Source organism: Chryseobacterium sp. CS3K3.1, from assembly GCF_059515165.1.
In genome coordinates, this window is sequence record NZ_JCAKRV010000015.1 from 41,469 (window position 1) to 58,438 (window position 16,970).

15 protein-coding genes are annotated in these 16,970 nt (G+C 37.9%); 12 read left to right on the plus strand and 3 right to left on the minus strand.

The window, feature by feature from the left end; all coding sequences use genetic code 11:
* Nucleotides 1–68: 68 nt before the first annotated feature.
* The gene (locus AC5YGI_RS14845; RefSeq protein WP_496168836.1) at nucleotides 69–623 is read right to left on the minus strand and encodes a hypothetical protein; all 555 of its coding nucleotides are present in this window, start codon (nucleotides 621–623) and stop codon (nucleotides 69–71) included.
* 78 nt (nucleotides 624–701) lie between these two features.
* Complete coding sequence (locus AC5YGI_RS14850) at nucleotides 702–1,016, minus strand: winged helix-turn-helix transcriptional regulator (RefSeq protein WP_330746409.1); 315 nt, start codon at nucleotides 1,014–1,016, stop codon at nucleotides 702–704.
* A 92-nt stretch (nucleotides 1,017–1,108) separates the two neighbouring features.
* Between AC5YGI_RS14850 and AC5YGI_RS14855 the strand changes: the two genes are divergently transcribed.
* The gene (locus AC5YGI_RS14855) at nucleotides 1,109–1,879 is read left to right on the plus strand and encodes an MBL fold metallo-hydrolase (RefSeq protein ID WP_446105844.1); all 771 of its coding nucleotides are present in this window, start codon (nucleotides 1,109–1,111) and stop codon (nucleotides 1,877–1,879) included.
* A gap of 56 nt (nucleotides 1,880–1,935) precedes the next feature.
* Complete coding sequence (locus AC5YGI_RS14860; RefSeq protein WP_227942116.1) at nucleotides 1,936–2,643, plus strand: DUF421 domain-containing protein; 708 nt, start codon at nucleotides 1,936–1,938, stop codon at nucleotides 2,641–2,643.
* 12 nt (nucleotides 2,644–2,655) lie between these two features.
* On the opposite strand, the gene AC5YGI_RS14865 is transcribed toward AC5YGI_RS14860, so the two are convergent.
* Nucleotides 2,656–3,861: a CynX/NimT family MFS transporter gene (locus AC5YGI_RS14865; protein WP_496168839.1), complete on the minus strand. Its 1,206-nt coding sequence runs from the start codon at nucleotides 3,859–3,861 to the stop codon at nucleotides 2,656–2,658.
* A gap of 71 nt (nucleotides 3,862–3,932) precedes the next feature.
* Between AC5YGI_RS14865 and AC5YGI_RS14870 the strand changes: the two genes are divergently transcribed.
* The 10 genes from AC5YGI_RS14870 to AC5YGI_RS14915 all read left to right on the plus strand — a co-directional run bounded on the left by AC5YGI_RS14870 (nucleotide 3,933) and on the right by AC5YGI_RS14915 (nucleotide 16,969).
* On the plus strand, nucleotides 3,933–4,286 hold the full coding sequence (locus AC5YGI_RS14870) for an AraC family ligand binding domain-containing protein (RefSeq protein ID WP_496168841.1): 354 nt from the start codon (nucleotides 3,933–3,935) through the stop codon (nucleotides 4,284–4,286).
* A gap of 9 nt (nucleotides 4,287–4,295) precedes the next feature.
* Nucleotides 4,296–4,715, plus strand: coding sequence for a helix-turn-helix domain-containing protein (locus AC5YGI_RS14875; RefSeq protein ID WP_496168843.1), 420 nt, complete (start codon nucleotides 4,296–4,298; stop codon nucleotides 4,713–4,715).
* Between the two features lie 578 nt (nucleotides 4,716–5,293).
* On the plus strand, nucleotides 5,294–5,902 hold the full coding sequence (locus AC5YGI_RS14880; RefSeq protein ID WP_330746413.1) for a hypothetical protein: 609 nt from the start codon (nucleotides 5,294–5,296) through the stop codon (nucleotides 5,900–5,902).
* An 84-nt stretch (nucleotides 5,903–5,986) separates the two neighbouring features.
* The gene (locus tag AC5YGI_RS14885; protein ID WP_330746414.1) at nucleotides 5,987–7,162 is read left to right on the plus strand and encodes an MFS transporter; all 1,176 of its coding nucleotides are present in this window, start codon (nucleotides 5,987–5,989) and stop codon (nucleotides 7,160–7,162) included.
* Between the two features lie 3 nt (nucleotides 7,163–7,165).
* Nucleotides 7,166–7,930 (plus strand): siderophore-interacting protein, encoded by a 765-nt coding sequence (locus AC5YGI_RS14890; protein ID WP_330746415.1) that lies wholly within the window; start codon nucleotides 7,166–7,168, stop codon nucleotides 7,928–7,930.
* Nucleotides 7,931–7,996: 66 nt separating this feature from the next.
* Entirely contained in the window at nucleotides 7,997–8,566 is a 570-nt protein-coding gene (locus AC5YGI_RS14895; RefSeq protein ID WP_330746416.1) for a Crp/Fnr family transcriptional regulator, read from the plus strand.
* A gap of 132 nt (nucleotides 8,567–8,698) precedes the next feature.
* Complete coding sequence (locus AC5YGI_RS14900) at nucleotides 8,699–9,061, plus strand: hypothetical protein (protein WP_330746417.1); 363 nt, start codon at nucleotides 8,699–8,701, stop codon at nucleotides 9,059–9,061.
* Between the two features lie 201 nt (nucleotides 9,062–9,262).
* Nucleotides 9,263–13,600 (plus strand): CusA/CzcA family heavy metal efflux RND transporter, encoded by a 4,338-nt coding sequence (locus AC5YGI_RS14905; protein ID WP_496168845.1) that lies wholly within the window; start codon nucleotides 9,263–9,265, stop codon nucleotides 13,598–13,600.
* Between the two features lie 6 nt (nucleotides 13,601–13,606).
* Nucleotides 13,607–14,758 (plus strand): efflux RND transporter periplasmic adaptor subunit, encoded by a 1,152-nt coding sequence (locus AC5YGI_RS14910; protein WP_496168847.1) that lies wholly within the window; start codon nucleotides 13,607–13,609, stop codon nucleotides 14,756–14,758.
* Between the two features lie 402 nt (nucleotides 14,759–15,160).
* Entirely contained in the window at nucleotides 15,161–16,969 is a 1,809-nt protein-coding gene (locus tag AC5YGI_RS14915) for a hypothetical protein (RefSeq protein ID WP_496168906.1), read from the plus strand.
* The last annotated feature ends 1 nt before the right edge of the window (nucleotide 16,970 follow it).

Here is a 16,970-nt window from a genome sequence, read left to right on the forward strand (position 1 = left end):
TTTTAATATACCTTATAGGTTTCCAGAACCTATAAGGTTTTTATGTTGAATGTAAGCACCTGTATTTTTTAAATTTCCTGTTCTGCTTTCTTCAAAATAGCAATCAATTCTTTTAATTCATCTTTATTGAATTCCAGCAAGTTCTGATTAAAATGATTGCCCGGAATTTTTATATAATTCACCCACGAAGAAAATTTTTCACGGTAAACACTTCCGAATTCAATATTACTCATCGTTACAAACTTATATTTGGTTTCCTGGCCAGCATTTTCGTTTTCTTTCTGTTCTACCGTCTGAAGAGCCTTGATCAGTTTTCCCAATTCATTTTTATCAATGGTGAGTGTCTTTTTGGAGACTTCATCAAAAGTTTCATATTCATACATGATTCCCAATAGAGTATCCGAAGAATTTTCCGAAACATCTTTCGTTACAATTTTTTGAATATTCAAATTTTTAAACTTACCTAAATTGATGATTTTCTTTTCAATTAATGTCCCTTTTCTTGAATTGACAGTTAGTCCGCGGGATGTTGTGTTAGATCTTTGAATCGTTGGCGGAGGCACTATCTGTGCAGTTACCCATGTGCCTATTGCGCAGGAGATCAAAATAATGATTCTTTTCATTTGTAAAAAGTTATTAGTTTTATACTATTTAAATTACACGGTAATTTTTAACAATATATAAAATATTAAATAAATGTTTTATCCCTGTTCATTTCCCCATGAATGCAATTCCAAAAGAATAGGGCCCAGCTTCCGGCCTTTTTCAGTCAGTTTATAATACACTTCCGGTGGGAAATTGTAAACTTCAATCCTTTCAATAATATGATCTTCTTCCAACTGTTTCAATTGCTCTGACAGTACTTTCTTGGAAACACGGGGCATAGTACGCCAAAGTTCGGCAAAGCGGACCCGGTCATCTTCAAAAAGGTTGTGCAGAATCAATGGTTTCCATTTCCCTGAAAGAATATCCAGGCTTCGTCTTAATCCACAGTTTTTAAATTCCTCAAAATTCATAAGTCAATTGAATATATATGGTTAACTTTTTGGTAACCTTCGATTGTTTTGCTGTTATTAGGTAATACCTTTGTTAAACAAAAATACCCAAAATGAAATTACAATTATGGCGCAATGCAACATTAGTACTGAATATTGATGGAATTTCTATCCTGATAGATCCGATGCTCGGTGACAAAGGTTTCAGGGGAAAAATGCCCATGACAGACAGTGAATTACTCAATCCTCTCGTAGACCTGCCTTTTGATAAAGAAGAATTAAATAAAAAGTTAGAAAGAGTAGACGCCGTTGCCGTAACCCACCTTCATCCTGATCATTGGGATGATGCCGCCATTGAACTCCTTGACAAGAATATTCCGCTCATCTGTTCCGATGTTATTTCAGGACAGATTGCAGAACAAGGCTTCACCAATATCATTGTTCTGAAGGATCATCTTCAATGGAATACTATTGAAATATCTAAAACCAAAGGCCGGCACGGAACCGGGGAAATCGGAGAGAAAATGGGAATCGTGAATGGTTTTGTCTTTAAAAAAGACCATAAATCCGTATACATCGCAGGAGACACGATCTGGTATGATGAAATTGCTGCAGAAATTGAAAAACATCAGCCACAGCACATCATTGTAGCGGGTGGAGCGGCCACTTTTTCCGTAGGAGATCCTATTATTATGACCAGTGAAGATATCATAAAAGTATGTGAATCTGCTCCGGAAGCCACTGTTTGGGTAACGCATCTGGAGGCCCTGAGCCACTGTAGGGAAGACAGAAAATTTATTCAGAAAAAGATCCTTGAAAACGGATTAGCGGAAAGATGTTTTATACTTGATGACGGTGAAGAGGTAAGCCTGAAATATCTATGAAATAAATAGCAGGAGTTCTGGCTTATTTTTTGAATATTCCCTGATAAATAATGTGTATGCTGTCAGTTTTTCTCTTAAATCTTGATTGGAAAGAATTATTATTAGGGCATGAAGAGTGGTCTTTTCTTTTAGAGATCATTCTTCGTACCATGATTATGTTTCTGGCTATTATTATCGGGCTTAGAATTTTGGGAAAAAGAGGGGTAAAACAGCTCTCAATCTTTGAATTGGTAGTCATTATCGGCCTGGGATCAGCAGCAGGAGATCCTATGTTTAATAAGGATGTCGGAATTATTTCTTCCCTTATTGTTTTTATTGTTATCATTCTCCTGTATTCTATTGTGACCCATTTTATCGGAAAAAGTAAAAAATTTGAAAATCTGGTGGAAGGAAAGTCCATCTGCCTGATAGAAAATGGTGAATTCTCCATTAAAAACTTTCAAAAAGAAAATCTCGGAAGTGACGAATTCTTTGCAGAACTCAGGCTAAAAGGAGTTTCTCAGCTTGGCCAGATTGAAATGGCCATAGAAGAAATATCTGGAGAGATCAGCGTATTCTTTTTTGAAAATGAATCTGTAAGATACGGGCTTCCTATTATGCCAGACTCATTAAATAATCCGTTACAATATATTCATGAAGACAAACATTATTCTTGTATATTCTGTGGATACACAGAGCATAAAAAAGCAGGTAATGCCGGAAGCTGCCCAAGATGCCAAAAAGAAGAATGGGTAGCGTCCAGCAATAAAAGACGGGTAACCTGACCTTTAACTTCCCTAATCCTCAACACATTTATTTCTTGCCGCCTTCATTCCAAAATACAGCATCAGCAGTACGGCACAGCTTAACAGATAGAATGAACTGTTCCAGGAAATATCCCAATCATGCAGTTTTCCAAACAACGGAGGCCCGAATGCAGCAATCAGATAACCTACAGACTGTGCCATTCCTGATATTTTAACCGCATTGCTGCTGTTTTTCGTTCTCGTGGAAAAAAACAGGATCGACAGGCTGAAAGACAATCCATTAGATATTCCGATAATCACAGCATTCACATAAATCCACTGAGATTTCAGAAAGATAAACATCATTGTACTGCTGAACATCAGGGTACAGATGAAAAGGATCATAAGTCTCTGATCTTTCATTTTACTGACAATAATCGGACAGCAGAATGTCACAGGAATCATCGTAATCTGAATGACAAAAAATACCCAGCCCGAACTTTCTCCCTGCATATGAAAGTCAGCAAGAAAGGAAGGAAGCCATGCTACCAGGCAATAATAAAATAAAGACTGCAATCCCATAAAAGTACTGATGTTCCATGCCTGGGCAGATTTGAACATATTAAAATCTGAAGTACTAAGCGCCATTTTAGATGGAGCCGGATTTCTTTTATTACATATGAATTCCAATGATAAAACAAGGAAACCCAATGCGGTAATCACCAGCCATATTCCCAGAGAGCCTTTCCATCCAAAACCTGTGAGTTCTCCTATTTTCACGCTGAATCCGGAAGCTAAAGCTGCTGTAAGATTCATAGATACCGCAAAAATTCCTGTCATAAGACCAATCTGCTTTGGAAAATTATTTTTAACGTATCCGGGAGTAACCACATTTCCAATGCATATTCCCAAACCAATGAAGATAGAACCCAAAAACAAAAGCCATAGAGATCCGGTGATTCGCAAAAATAATCCGAAGCTTAAAATAATCAGGGAATACATCAGAAGCTTACTGATTCCAAATTTACTAGAAAACCTGCTCACCAGTACAGAACAGGCAGCGAACATAAACAGTGGAATAGAAGTGAGCAGGCTCACCTGAAAATTATCCAGTTGTAAAGCATCTCTTACTTCTCCGAGAACAGGAGCCACCGCGACAATCGGCGAGCGGAGATTGCTGGAAATCAAGATAACAACCAGAACATTAATGATTAATAAAACATACGAAGCATTCTTCTTTACTTCACTCTTCATCATAATAAAAACTTTTGTACAAAATTAACATAGTAAATTTGTTTAATTTTGCCAAAGTTTTAACCTAAAACGACATGAACGTTAATGACAGTATAAAAATAGATGACCTCAAAAAACCATATTTTGTATGGTTTGAAGAAAACTGGATTCACGATAACGTACTTCATCACCATCAGAAAGGTCAGCTTGTATATGTAGAGAGCGGTTTTCAGTATATTACCATTGAAGAAAAAATCTATCTCCTTCCCCAGAATCATGCAGTATGGATACCTCCCAATGCTGTCCATAAAACCAATTCCCATTCTGAAAAAATCAAACTGATGATCATGTTTGCGGACATCAGGACCGAAGAAGCTTTTTATCATAAAGTGAACGTATTCTCTGTTCCGCCTGTTTTGAAGGAAATGATAAAATATGCAGAGAAATGATCCAAGCTGATGACTTCGGATCATCATGAGAACCTGTTCCTGAAAGCAATGTTCAACGAACTTCCACGGTTTGTAGAACATTCTCTAACTTTTCATATCAGCCTTCCGAAAGATAAGCGTCTTGATAAAGTTATAGAACATCTGCATAATCATTATCGTCATGAAATCAACATGGAAAAGCTGAGTGATACAGTTCTTCTGTCTTTCCGTACACTGGAACGTATTTTCAAAAAGGAAACAGGTCTTACCCTAAGCAAGTATCAGCAAATGCTTCGTATCATCAAAAGTCTGGAACATTTGAGCTCCGGAAATCTTACGATTTCAGAGACAGCTTATGAAGTAGGATATAAAAGTGTTCAGGCTTATACCAGAAGTTTTCAGTCTGTGATGAAGTTCAGGCCAACTGATTTTATGAGAAACATTCAATAGGTTTTTAACCTGTAGAATGTCAGTTTGAATATATTAAAAAAGGGAATTATTAACATTACAAAACTTCTTGACTTCCTTTAAATAAAAGCAGTGATCTGGCTCAAAAAAGAAAATATTTCACATTTTGATCATTTTTCCACTTCAACAGTCAATATTCAATTATGATATTGTTAAAAATAAAAAGGTCTCCACGAATGGAGACCTTAAAAAAACACAAATGATGAAAAAAAATTATTTCGATTCACAAATATAAACAAAAATCATGTTATGTAAAACATCATAAGCTTATTTTTTTTAAAAATTATTGATTTGATATAAAAATAATTATTTCCTAAATCTTCTTCGTTTTCTTTGAGATTCCGAAATTGACAACATAAAAATCTATGCTAATAAATATAATTCGCCATCTGAGGAATTGTACACACGATTTTTAACCAAAATAAAGAAATGTCAAAAAGTGAATTATTATCAAAATTTGGTCTTATCCCGGTTGGTATTCAAACAATCGTTTAACTATTTATATGATCCTGCGCATAAATTCTATAAGTTTTTTATACTACTTTGCTTAAAAATCTAATATGATTCCAAAAATACTTAAGGGTGTTCCTGCACAAAAATCAGGAGGCTTTCATGACACGGAAAGCAGAAAAGTATTTGACCAGGCTCTGATTCCGGAAAAATTTGAAATATTAAAAAAAAGATTTTTTTCAGTTAATCAATGGGAAAGTTACAGCGGGAAAGCGTTTGCCGCATTTAAATTGCATAATTTTAATGGTGATCCTGTCGACCGCGAACCTCTGATAGGAGATTTTATCCGGATTGATATTCCTGGCCCGGGAGAAGCAGAGGCAAAAGGGTATGATTGGGTAAAAATAACAGATATCTGTTTCTATGAGGATAGCTTTTCCGAGAGCCTGTCTATCACATGCGAACCTTCAGTAAATCCTCAAAATAAGAAAAGCCGTCACATTGCTCATTTTTATAGTTCTGCAGCCAGCTCAACCTTCATGATATCCAGAAGTACCGATCATCTGCAAGCAGCGGTATACGGCCGAAATGAAAGACCTAACCGAAACGCTAAGTTTCTGGATGTCATCAGAAATCTTGTGATTGCTATTGGCGGAATGATGGGAATTGCAAAAATACAGTGGAAGCAGCTTACTGATAGTTTTCTGGATTTTGATTAAATAGCTGTACCTTTTTTGACTTAGATCAAAGTTTTGTATTGACTGTTCGGAGACCTTTGCACCGAATATTTTAAAACAAAATTTATGAGTACAACATTAGAAAAGGGACCAACTATTACTTTCTATCAGGCTACTGTTCCTATTATCATTTCAGTATTTGGAGTTTATCTTACCATAGGAATTGCTTTGGGAGTAGTTCCCGGATTTGTTCAGAACACTTTAGGTTTTGACAGCATTATTGTAGGTCTTGTCATCGGACTGCAATCATTGTCTACACTTTTAACCCGAGCCTATTCCGGAAAAATTACAGATACCGGAGGTGCCAAGAAAAGTAAAATGTCGGGGGTAGTATTAGCCGTTGCAGCGGGGATTGTTTATGTGATGGCTGTATTATTTCAGGCGCATCCTTTCCTGGCCCTTTCCTTCCTTTTAATAGCAAGAATTATTCATGGGATTGGCGAAAGCTTCCTGGTTACCGGTGCATTAACCTGGGGAATAGGCCTAGCAGGTCATTCCAGCTCAGGCAAAGTAATGACGTGGAATGGTATCGCGATGTATGCAGGAATTGCAATCGGAGCTCCGCTAAGCATCTGGTTAAGTAAAGAATACCATATTCTGCCTGCTTTTCTTCTTATTGCCTTACTTCCGCTGGTAAGCTGGCTTTCTACAGCAAAACTTCCTTCTATTCCCGTGGATAAAGATCATGTAAGAACACCTTTCTACAAAGTAATTGGTGCCATTTCCGGTCAGGGACTGAGCCTTGCTTTTTCCTCAATGGCTTTTGGATGTATTGCTTCTTTTATTGCCTTGTTTTTCTCCCAAAAAAACTGGGGTGATGCTTCACTGCCCTTTATGGTTTTTGGAGCATCTTATGTGCTGACCAGAATTTTCTTTGCTTCTTTTCCGGATAAATACGGTGGTTTTACAATAGCCTTAATCTCTCTGATTATCGAAGTGGCCGGACAAATGCTGATCTGGACCTCTACATCCAAAACATTGGCCATTATCGGATGTGGATTAACGGGGGGAGGATTTTCATTGGTTTTTCCGGCTTTGGGAGTTCTTGCCATTCAAAAAGTAAAGCCGCAGATGAGAGGAACAGCATTAGGAGCCTATGTAGCATTTGTTGACCTTTCATTAGGTCTCGCGGGGCCCATTGCAGGATTAATTGCAGGCTGGTTTGATTACCAGACCGTTTATCTCTTCGGAGGCATCAGCTGTATAGTGTCTTTCATTATTTTACTATTTAATAAAAAATAAAAAATGGAAAATTCTATAATAATTCACGCAGAAAAAACGAAAAAAATCCGTTCTGCATTTATCGTTAAAAACAAACAATATCTTACACCACATCTTATCCGTGTGATATTTGATATTGATGATAGCCAGGCTGAATTGCTGTCTCATGTACGCTCTGGTTCTAATAATAAAATTTTTGTCCCGGCTGAAAAGGGAAGTACGCCACTTATCAGAACCTACACCAACAGGAAGATTGATCTGGAAAACCGGGAATTAAGCATTGATTTTGTCGCCCATGGTGACAACGGACCAGCTTCTGCATGGGCATTGAAGGCCAATCCAGGGGATGTATTGGAAGTAGGGATGAAAGAAAGTAGCAGACCTTTAATTCCTGATGCAGATTTTTACCTGATTGTGGGAGATGCAACTGCACTGCCTGTTATTTGCGCCATCACAGAACAGTTTCCTTCCTATGTAAGAGCAAAAATAATATTGGAAGTGGCAGATAAAGAGGATGAGCTTATGCTTTGTTCTGCAGCAGATATTTCGGTTGAATGGCTGCACAATCCTCATCCCGAAAAGGGAAGCAGGCTTGCCGAAGCGGTGAAATGTGTTCAGTTTCCATCAGGTGTATTGAAAGAATATGTTTACATCGCTGCAGAATATACCACGGTACATGAGCTTCGCACCTATTTTAAAACAAACCTGGAATGGGACACCCAAGCCCTATATGCCTGTTCCTATTGGAGAGCAGGGCAACCGGAAGGAAAAACTTCTGAAAGCACTTAAGAAGCATGAACAGCAATAAGTTTTTAACATATTTATTGCTACATTTGCGGTGACTGATTTAAATAAATGGAAGACGTATTAGTTTCATATATTAAAAGCAAAATATCAATAACAGATGAAGAATTGAAAGTTATTCTTTCCTATTTCAAACCTGTCAAATTAAAAAAGAACGAGCTTCTCGTCACCAATGTTCATTCTCCCAAAAAAACATTCTTTGTTGTAAAAGGCTGTTTACGGATATTTTACATTAATAAGCTAGGACAGGATTCTACAAGATATTTTGCTTTTGAAAATCAGTTCGCTACAGCGCTTCATACCTTTATTACTTCGGAACCTTCTGATGAACTTCTTCAGGCAGTAGAAGATTCAGAGGTCTATTATATTACCCATCAGGATTTTTATCATTTATTGGACATTATCCCTCAATGGGAAAAATTTTACAGAATTTATATTGAAATCGCCTGTATTGCCAACACTAAAAGGCTGATGTCTTTTATGGTGCAGGATGCTCTTGAAAAATACAGACAGTTACTGGAAGAAAATCCGATTATTGTACGCCGGCTTTCCAACAAACTGGTGGCTTCCTATCTGAATATCTCACAGGAGACACTGAGCAGACTGAAGTCAAGGCTATGATTTTTGTTTGATCAATCGAACATTATGATGAAGACCTTTTATTTATTTAAACCATTTTTAAACTAGATAAAATTCTCAAAAAATTAATACTACAGCCTTCTCAGGAAAAATTTAAGCCTTATATTTGTACTCATGTTAAAATGGTTTTCCATATTATGTTCAATGATGTATGTGCTGGCTACCACCAATGCGGGGGAAGTACTGAAAGTACCTATGTTTGTGGAACATTTCATGGAATACCACGGAAGTCTTTCAGAATTTGTAATGGAGCATTATGATAATCATAAACAGGATTCTGACTGGGATACGGATCAGAAACTGCCGTTTATCAATCCACCTATTGTATTGACTGTACATGCCCAGCTTCCGGAACTTTCATTTGAAATAAAAAAGCCTAAAGAAATTACTGTTTCAATGAAAAGCAGTATCTACAAGGAAAAAGATTTTTCCAACCAATACCTTTCTCAGATTTTCCAGCCACCACGGCTTTCTTAATTGACTTCACATTGAAAATTAATGCTTTATGTTCTTACTTAAAGCAGTGAATTCTTGTTACATATCAATTAGTCCGTAATGCATTGTATTAATGCTTAACCCTTGACCTGAGAAGTTACAAACGTTTATTTTGATGCTTTAAGTTTTGGGAGAATTTCAGCTTTTATAAAGCATTTTGGATTACCATTAATCGTTTTTTCCATGTTAAATAAAATTATTGAGTTTTCTGTAAAGAATAAACTCATCATTGCTCTGTTTACAGTGGCTCTCATCCTCTTTGGAGTCTATGAAACCACTAAACTTCCCATTGATGCCCAGCCGGACATCACCAATAATCAGGTTCAGATTATTACGACTGCTCCTTCTTATGGTGCAGCAGATATAGAACGTCTTGTTACGTTTCCTATCGAACAGGCTACCAGCAATATCAGCGGAATCACAGAATTGAGAAGCTTTTCACGTTTCGGGCTGTCATTGGTGACGGTAGTTTTTGATGATAAGACTGACGTGTATTGGGCCCGACAGCAGGTTCAGGAGCGTTTACAGCTTGTTCAGGACAATATCCCTGCCGGAATCGGTAAGCCTGAATTAGGTCCCATTTCAACCGGATTGGGAGAGATTTTCCAGTATGTGGTAAGGGCCAAAAAAGGATACGAAAATGTATATGATGAAACAGAACTGAGAACTATTCAGGACTGGGTGGTCAGAAGACAGCTTCTCGGAACCAAAGGTGTTGCGGATGTCAGCAGTTTCGGAGGAAAACTGAAACAGTATGAGATTGCCATCAATCCTAATCAGCTACAGGCATTTAATATCAATATCAATGATGTTTTTGCGGCTCTCGAAAAAAACAATCAGAATACCGGAGGAGCTTATATTGAAAAGAAAGAAACCGTTCTGTTTATCCGCAGCGAAGGACTGCTGGGAAGTACAGAAGATATTGGAAATATTCAGGTGGCGGAAACCAAAGAAGGTATTCCGGTACATATCAAAGATGTAGCGTCTGTCAAGATCGGTTATGCAACAAGGTATGGCGCCATGACCTATAATGATACAGGAGAAGTATCAGGAGCAATTGTCCTGATGCTGAAAGGAGAAAATGCCAATGTCGTGATCGGAAATATCAAGCAAAGACTGGAGAAAATCCAGGAATCATTACCGGAAGGAGTCGTGATTGAACCTTTTCTTGACCGTGCCAAAATGGTGAACAATACGATCAGCACTGTAAAAACAAACCTGATGGAAGGGGCTTTGATTGTGGTTTTTATTCTGGTTTTATTTCTGGGGAATTTCAGAGCAGGATTACTGGTAGCATCAGTTATTCCTTTGGCCATGCTTTTTGCCATTATTATGATGAATATTTTCGGGGTAGGAGGAAATCTGATGAGTCTCGGCGCGCTGGATTTCGGTCTGATTGTAGATGGTGCCGTTATTATTGTGGAAGCCGTACTGCATCAGCTTGCGCATAAGAAGCATTTTGGAAAAGATAATATGCTCAGCAAAAAAGAAATGGATGATCAGGTTTCAGGCTCTGCCACTAAAATGGTTAACAGTGCGGTTTTCGGACAGATCATCATCTTAATTGTATATCTTCCGATTTTTACCCTTCATGGAATTGAGGGCAAAATGTTCAAGCCTATGGCCCAGACTGTTGCCTTTGCCCTGATCGGAGCATTTATTCTTTCCCTTACTTATATCCCGATGATGAGCTCTTTGGTATTAAGCAGAAAGAAAAAAGAAAAAGAGACTATTTCAGACCGCGTCATGGGTAAAGTGGAAACCGGACATCAGCGATTACTGATGAAAGCTCTTAAATTCAGAAAAACCATAATCATTGGTGTATTAATCCTGTTTGCTGGTGCTGTTGTTACCCTTTCCAGAATGGGTGGAGAATTTATTCCATCTTTGGAGGAAGGCGACTTTGCTGTTGAAATGAGGATTCTTCAGGGAAGTAATATTAATGAAACCAAAAAAGCGACCACTCAGGCAGCGAATATCCTTTTAACACAGTTTCCTGAAGTACAAAAAGTGGTCATGAAAATTGGAAGTGCAGAAATTCCCACGGAACCTATGGCAATGGATTCCGGAGATATGATCATTGTTTTAAAGCCTAAAAAGGAATGGACCTCTGCAACAACATTTTCTGAGCTTTCTGACAAAATGAGCAAAGCATTAAGCGTTATTCCGGGACTGACAACCAGTTTTCAGTTTCCTGTACAGATGCGTTTTAATGAGCTGATGACCGGAGCAAGACAGGATGTAGTCTGCAAGATTTATGGTGAAGACCTGGACAGCCTTGCCAGCTATGCAAAAAAGATGGGAAGCATCATCAACACCGTAAAAGGTGCCCAGGATCTTTATATTGAACCGGTAGTAGGAGCTCCTCAGGTTGTGATCGATTATAACCGTTCGGAACTGTCCCGGTATAATATTTCGGTGGCAGAAATCAACAGGGTAATCAATATGGCTTTTGCAGGGCAGACCGCAGGTGCTTTGTATGAAGGCGAGAAAAAGTTTGATATCGTTGTCCGCATGGATAATGAACATAAAAAAGATATTACCAGCATCCGGAACCTTTTGGTTCCTACTGCTTCAGGGGTGCAGATTCCCTTGTCACAATTGGCGAAAGTGGAACTTAAAAACAGTCCGAACCAGATTCAGAGAGAAGATACCAAAAGAAGGATTATTGTAGGTTTTAATGTAAGAGGAAGGGATGTTCAGAGTATTGTGGAAGAACTTCAGCAAAAAGCAGATAAGGGCCTGAAACTATCACCGGGATATACCATTTCTTATGGAGGTGCTTTTGAAAACTTAAATGAAGCCAAGGCCAGATTGGGAATTGCTGTTCCTATTTCGTTGGTGATGATTTTCCTGCTACTATTCTTTGCTTTCGGTTCAGTAAAGCACAGTTTGTTAATCTATACTGCGATTCCCTTATCTGCGATAGGAGGTGTGTACTTTCTGGCGTTGAGAGGAATGCCTTTCAGCATCAGCGCCGGGGTAGGATTCATTGCTTTATTTGGAGTTGCCGTACTTAATGGAATTGTTTTAATATCAGAATTTAACCGATTGAAAAAGAACGGAATAAACAACACCAGCAGAATTGTACTGATAGGTACAAAAATCAGGCTTCGTCCGGTCTTAATGACTGCGTTTGTGGCTTCTCTGGGATTCCTTCCTATGGCCATCAGCAGCGGTGCGGGGGCTGAAGTACAGAGACCTTTGGCAACGGTGGTGATCGGAGGATTAATGCTTGCCACTCTTTTAACCTTGTTTGTCCTTCCAATTTTATACGTCCTGTTTGAACATATTAATAAAGATAAAATGAAATTCTCAAAAAAACTCAACTATAAAAAATTGTCTGTTTTCCTGTTGTTAATATCCTTTGGAACTTATCAGGCTCAGGAAAATATTACCTATGATCAGGCTTTGGAAAAAGCATACCAGCAGAATGGTACTCTTAAAAATTCAAAATTAGTCTCAGATTATCAGGAAAAACTGAAAGCCAGTTATCTGGATATTCCCCAGACGGAAATTACCGGAGGATTTGGGCAAATTCAGGGTGAGGAAACGGATAATTCATTCGGAATCTCTCAAAGGTTCAGTTTTCCAACGGTGTATTCAAAAAGAAAACAGATGCTGGATGCCGAATGGTCTGCCAGTGTCATCAGTCAGAATCTTACCAAAACACAGCTTACCAAGGAAGTAACAGACGTTTTCTACAGGATACTGGTGCTTCAGGAAAAGAAAAAAGTGCTTGAATACATCAGCCAGCTTTACAATAATTTTGCAGACAAAGCCGGATTAAGATTAAAAAAGGGAGAAGCCAATATTCTGGAAGAATCCACCGCCGAAATCCAGAAAGAACAGATCAAAGTACAGTTGAATACGTTAGAAAACGACCTGAATATTGCAAAACTTCAACTTCAGTTATTACTTCAGTCAGAGGTTCCGTACCAACCAGTGGCCGATCATCCCACTATGGATATCGGACTTCAGATTTCAGAAGAAATGGTACAACAGCATCCCGAACTTCAATATCTGCAGCAGCAGATTAAAGTAGGTGAGGCCGAAGTACAGCTTGAGAAAAGCAGACTGCTTCCGGATCTTCTTATAGGATACACCAATCAGAGTATGAAAAACATCAATAACAACCGTTTCAATTCAGTTCAGGTGGGCGTAGGAATTCCACTGTTTACCAAAGGACAGAGAGCTTTGGCAAAGGCAGCACAGGCAAAAATTGCCATCTCTGAAAATCAGTATCAGAGAAAAGAAATTGAGCTTAAAAACAGATTGAAACAACAGTTGGCTAATTATATGAACCAACAGCAGATCATTGAAAATTATCAACAAAAACAGCTTCCGAAGTCCGAAACCATTCTAAAAACGGCTCAGAAACAGATGGAAGTGGGGGAAATAGATTATCTGGACTGGGTAATACTGGTGAATCAGGCCGTAAAAACCAAAGCAGATTATATTGATCAGCTGGAAAAGCTTAATCAAACGGGAGCCGAACTTCAATTCCTAATTTCAAAATAATACATCATGCATTTCAAGAATATACCACTATACAGCCTTGCTTTCATCCTTACTTTATCTTCATGTTCCGGTAAAAAAGACGAAGAAAAAACGGTTTACGAAAACACCAAATTTTCCAAGAATGACAAAAATTCTGTTCATCTTACAGAAAAACAGCTTCAGTCTGTAGGGTTAACAACAACCAGTATTCAGAACAGGAATATGGAAAAACTGGTAAAATTAAACGGAAAGGCAGAAATTGCACCATCTCATATCAGTTTGGTTTCCAGTATTATGGGTGGACATATCAAATCGATTAATGTCATTAATGGAAGTCATTTCAGCAAAGGACAAGTGCTTGCAGTAGTAGAAGACCCTCAGTTTATACAATTACAGCAGGATTATCTGGTGACCAAAGCCCAGTTCGAAGCGGCAAGACTGAATTTCAACCGTCAGAAAGATTTGAATACAAGCAAAGCCAGCAGTGACAAAACCCTGCAGACTGCTCAGGCAGATTATTCTACTTTGAACGCCACTTTAAAAGGGTTGGAAGAAAAACTGAGAATCATCGGAATTAATGCCAAAGGCCTGAGTACCGGAAATATCAGAAGTAAAATCAACATTTATGCTCCTTTTACAGGTTTTGTAAGCAAAATTCTGGTGAATAACGGACAGTATATCAACCCGGCAGATACTTTATTTGAGCTGATCAATCCGGCAGGGTTACTTTTAGAGCTGAAGGTTTTTGAAAATGATGTGAATGATGTAAAAGTGGGGCAGGAAATTTTGGTGTACAACAATCAGAATCCGGATGTGAAATCCAATGCAAAAATTGTCAGCGTAGTTCCCAGTATCGAAAACGGTGGTTCTGCAACCGCCATTGCCAGATTATCTTCTGTGAATACTGAATTGGTAAAAGGCATGTATGTAAATGCTGAAGTCAAGATCAGCGGCCGTTACACCCAAGGACTTCCCAACGAAGCGATAGTGTCTTTTGAAAACAAAAATTATGTTTTTGAAGACCTTGGACAATCCAATTACAAAATGATTCCTGTGGTGACCGGAATTTCTGACGATCAGTTTACGGAGATTGTAAAAGCAGATGCTTTAAAGAATAAGAAAATTGTGCAGAAAGGGGCTTACAGTCTTCTGATGATGCTTAAAAACAAAGCAGAATAAGTAAAGTGAAACCACAAAAGACACAAAAGCTTTTATTTTGAAACACTTTAGCCCACTTAACTAAGCTGAAAATAATGATGTAGAAAAATTTCACATAAGTGAAAATCAAAGATTTTCAAAAACTTCGGTGTACTTATTATGTTTAAGCAAGGTTCTTATGAAAAGAAGTTAAGTGTCAAAAACTTTTGTGACTTTTGCGGTTAGAATAAAACAGACAAGAAGAAAAGATCAGTTGTTCAGCTGATCTTTTTTATTTCAAACAATTAAAAAAAATGACATTTGACATGTTTTCAATAATTAAAATACTATTTGAAGCATAATTCATTTTAAAATAATATTTTTAAGAAGTGAATAGTTGTAAAGGATTTTTAGATGAACAATAAAAAACTTTATCAAAACTTTATGACACAAAAACCTTTGCACAATTTCCATATTCCGGTAATGGGACTGGCTTACACTATAGACAGCCCGATTCGTGTTGCCCAATATGGAATTTCTTCCGTCATCTCTATTATTGATGATGAAATCCTGGAAAAAATGAAGAACTTTTACAACAAAAAGTTCAATCTTGACTATTTCGGGATCTCAACAAAAACAGAAGATTACAGAGCAAAAAGAGTTACCGCTTACCTGGATATGGTAGATGATATCGTGAATGAAAAATTTGAATCTTTCAAACAGGAAATCAGCAAAAACAAGGAAGCTTTGAAGGACTTCATGGCCATGCTTCCGAATACATCAGACCTCAAAAACAGCCTTCAAAACCTTATCAATCAAAAAGATAACTGGAGTTCCAATATTAAAAACTTCATTGAATCGAATTTAAAACCGGGAAGTATTGATGTCAATATCATGACGAAAGTAGATAAAGACAACTATCAGAATAATGAACAGCTTCCTGTGATGTATAACGATGCCCATGCCTCACTGCGCGGGTTTGCCAAAAGCAAATTATCATCATCAATGGTTCTTTCTGCAGGGATGAATCCCCGTTTGTACAGCTATATGGAGGAGTTTGAAGATTTTTTCCCTGACGAAAACGGAAACATCAAAAAGAAAATTATCCTTAAAGTAAGCGATTTCCGTTCGGCTATGATTCAGGGGAACTTTCTGGCCAAAAAAGGATTATGGGTTTCTGAATACAGAATAGAATCCGGATTGAATTGCGGAGGCCATGCATTTGCTACTGAAGGAATGCTTCTCGGGCCCATCATGGAAGAATTCAAGCAGAAAAAAAATGATCTGATACAATCAGCTCACGCCTTAATGACAGCTGCTTTGGAACAAAAAGGAAAGCATGCAGTTTCCGAACCTTTAGAAATGAAAATTACCGTTCAGGGTGGAGTAGGAACTGCTGAAGAACACGGGTTTTTATTGGCAAATTATAATGTAGACAGCGTAGGATGGGGTTCTCCGTTTTTGCTGGTACCCGAAGCAACATCGGTAGATGCAGAAACCAGAAATTTACTTTTACAATCAAAAGAACAGGATTTCTATCTGAGTAATATTTCGCCTTTAGGAGTGCCTTTCAACACAGTAAAAGGAACATCCAATGAACGGTTAAAGTTTGAAAAAGAAGCAAAAGGTAAATATGGAAGCTCGTGCCCCAAAAAACTTCTGGCATTAAGCAAAGAATTTTCACCTGAAGGAACCTGTACCGCTTCCAGAAAATACCAGGATATCAAACTCAAAGAATTGTACGACAATAAGGAAACCCTTACAGAAAAGGAATTTAATAAAAGAAAATCCGAAATTACGGATAAAGCCTGTCTGTGTGTAGGACTTGTGAATGCGGCATACATGGAGCAGAATCTTGAAATCAAAGGGGAAAAGCAAGGCGTTGTCATATGTCCCGGACCGAATATTGCCTTTTTTGATAAGGAAGTTTCTCTTTCGGAAATGGTAAAACATATTTACGGAAACACCAATATTCTTTCCAACAACCAGCGTCCGAATATGTTTATTAATGAATTGAAAATGTATGTGGATTATCTGAAAAAAGAAATCACCGAATCCACTGCACAGATTACCCATTCGCAGACAAAAAAATGGAATGCTTTCAGGAAAAATGTTCTTGAGGGTATCGAATATTATCATGAGCTTTTTAAAGCATCACCATTCTTCAGCAACGGTTCGTCAACCATTCATCATCAGTTACAGGAATACAAACTTCAGCTTATCGCTATTGACATTCCTCAGGTTGAAAAATAAC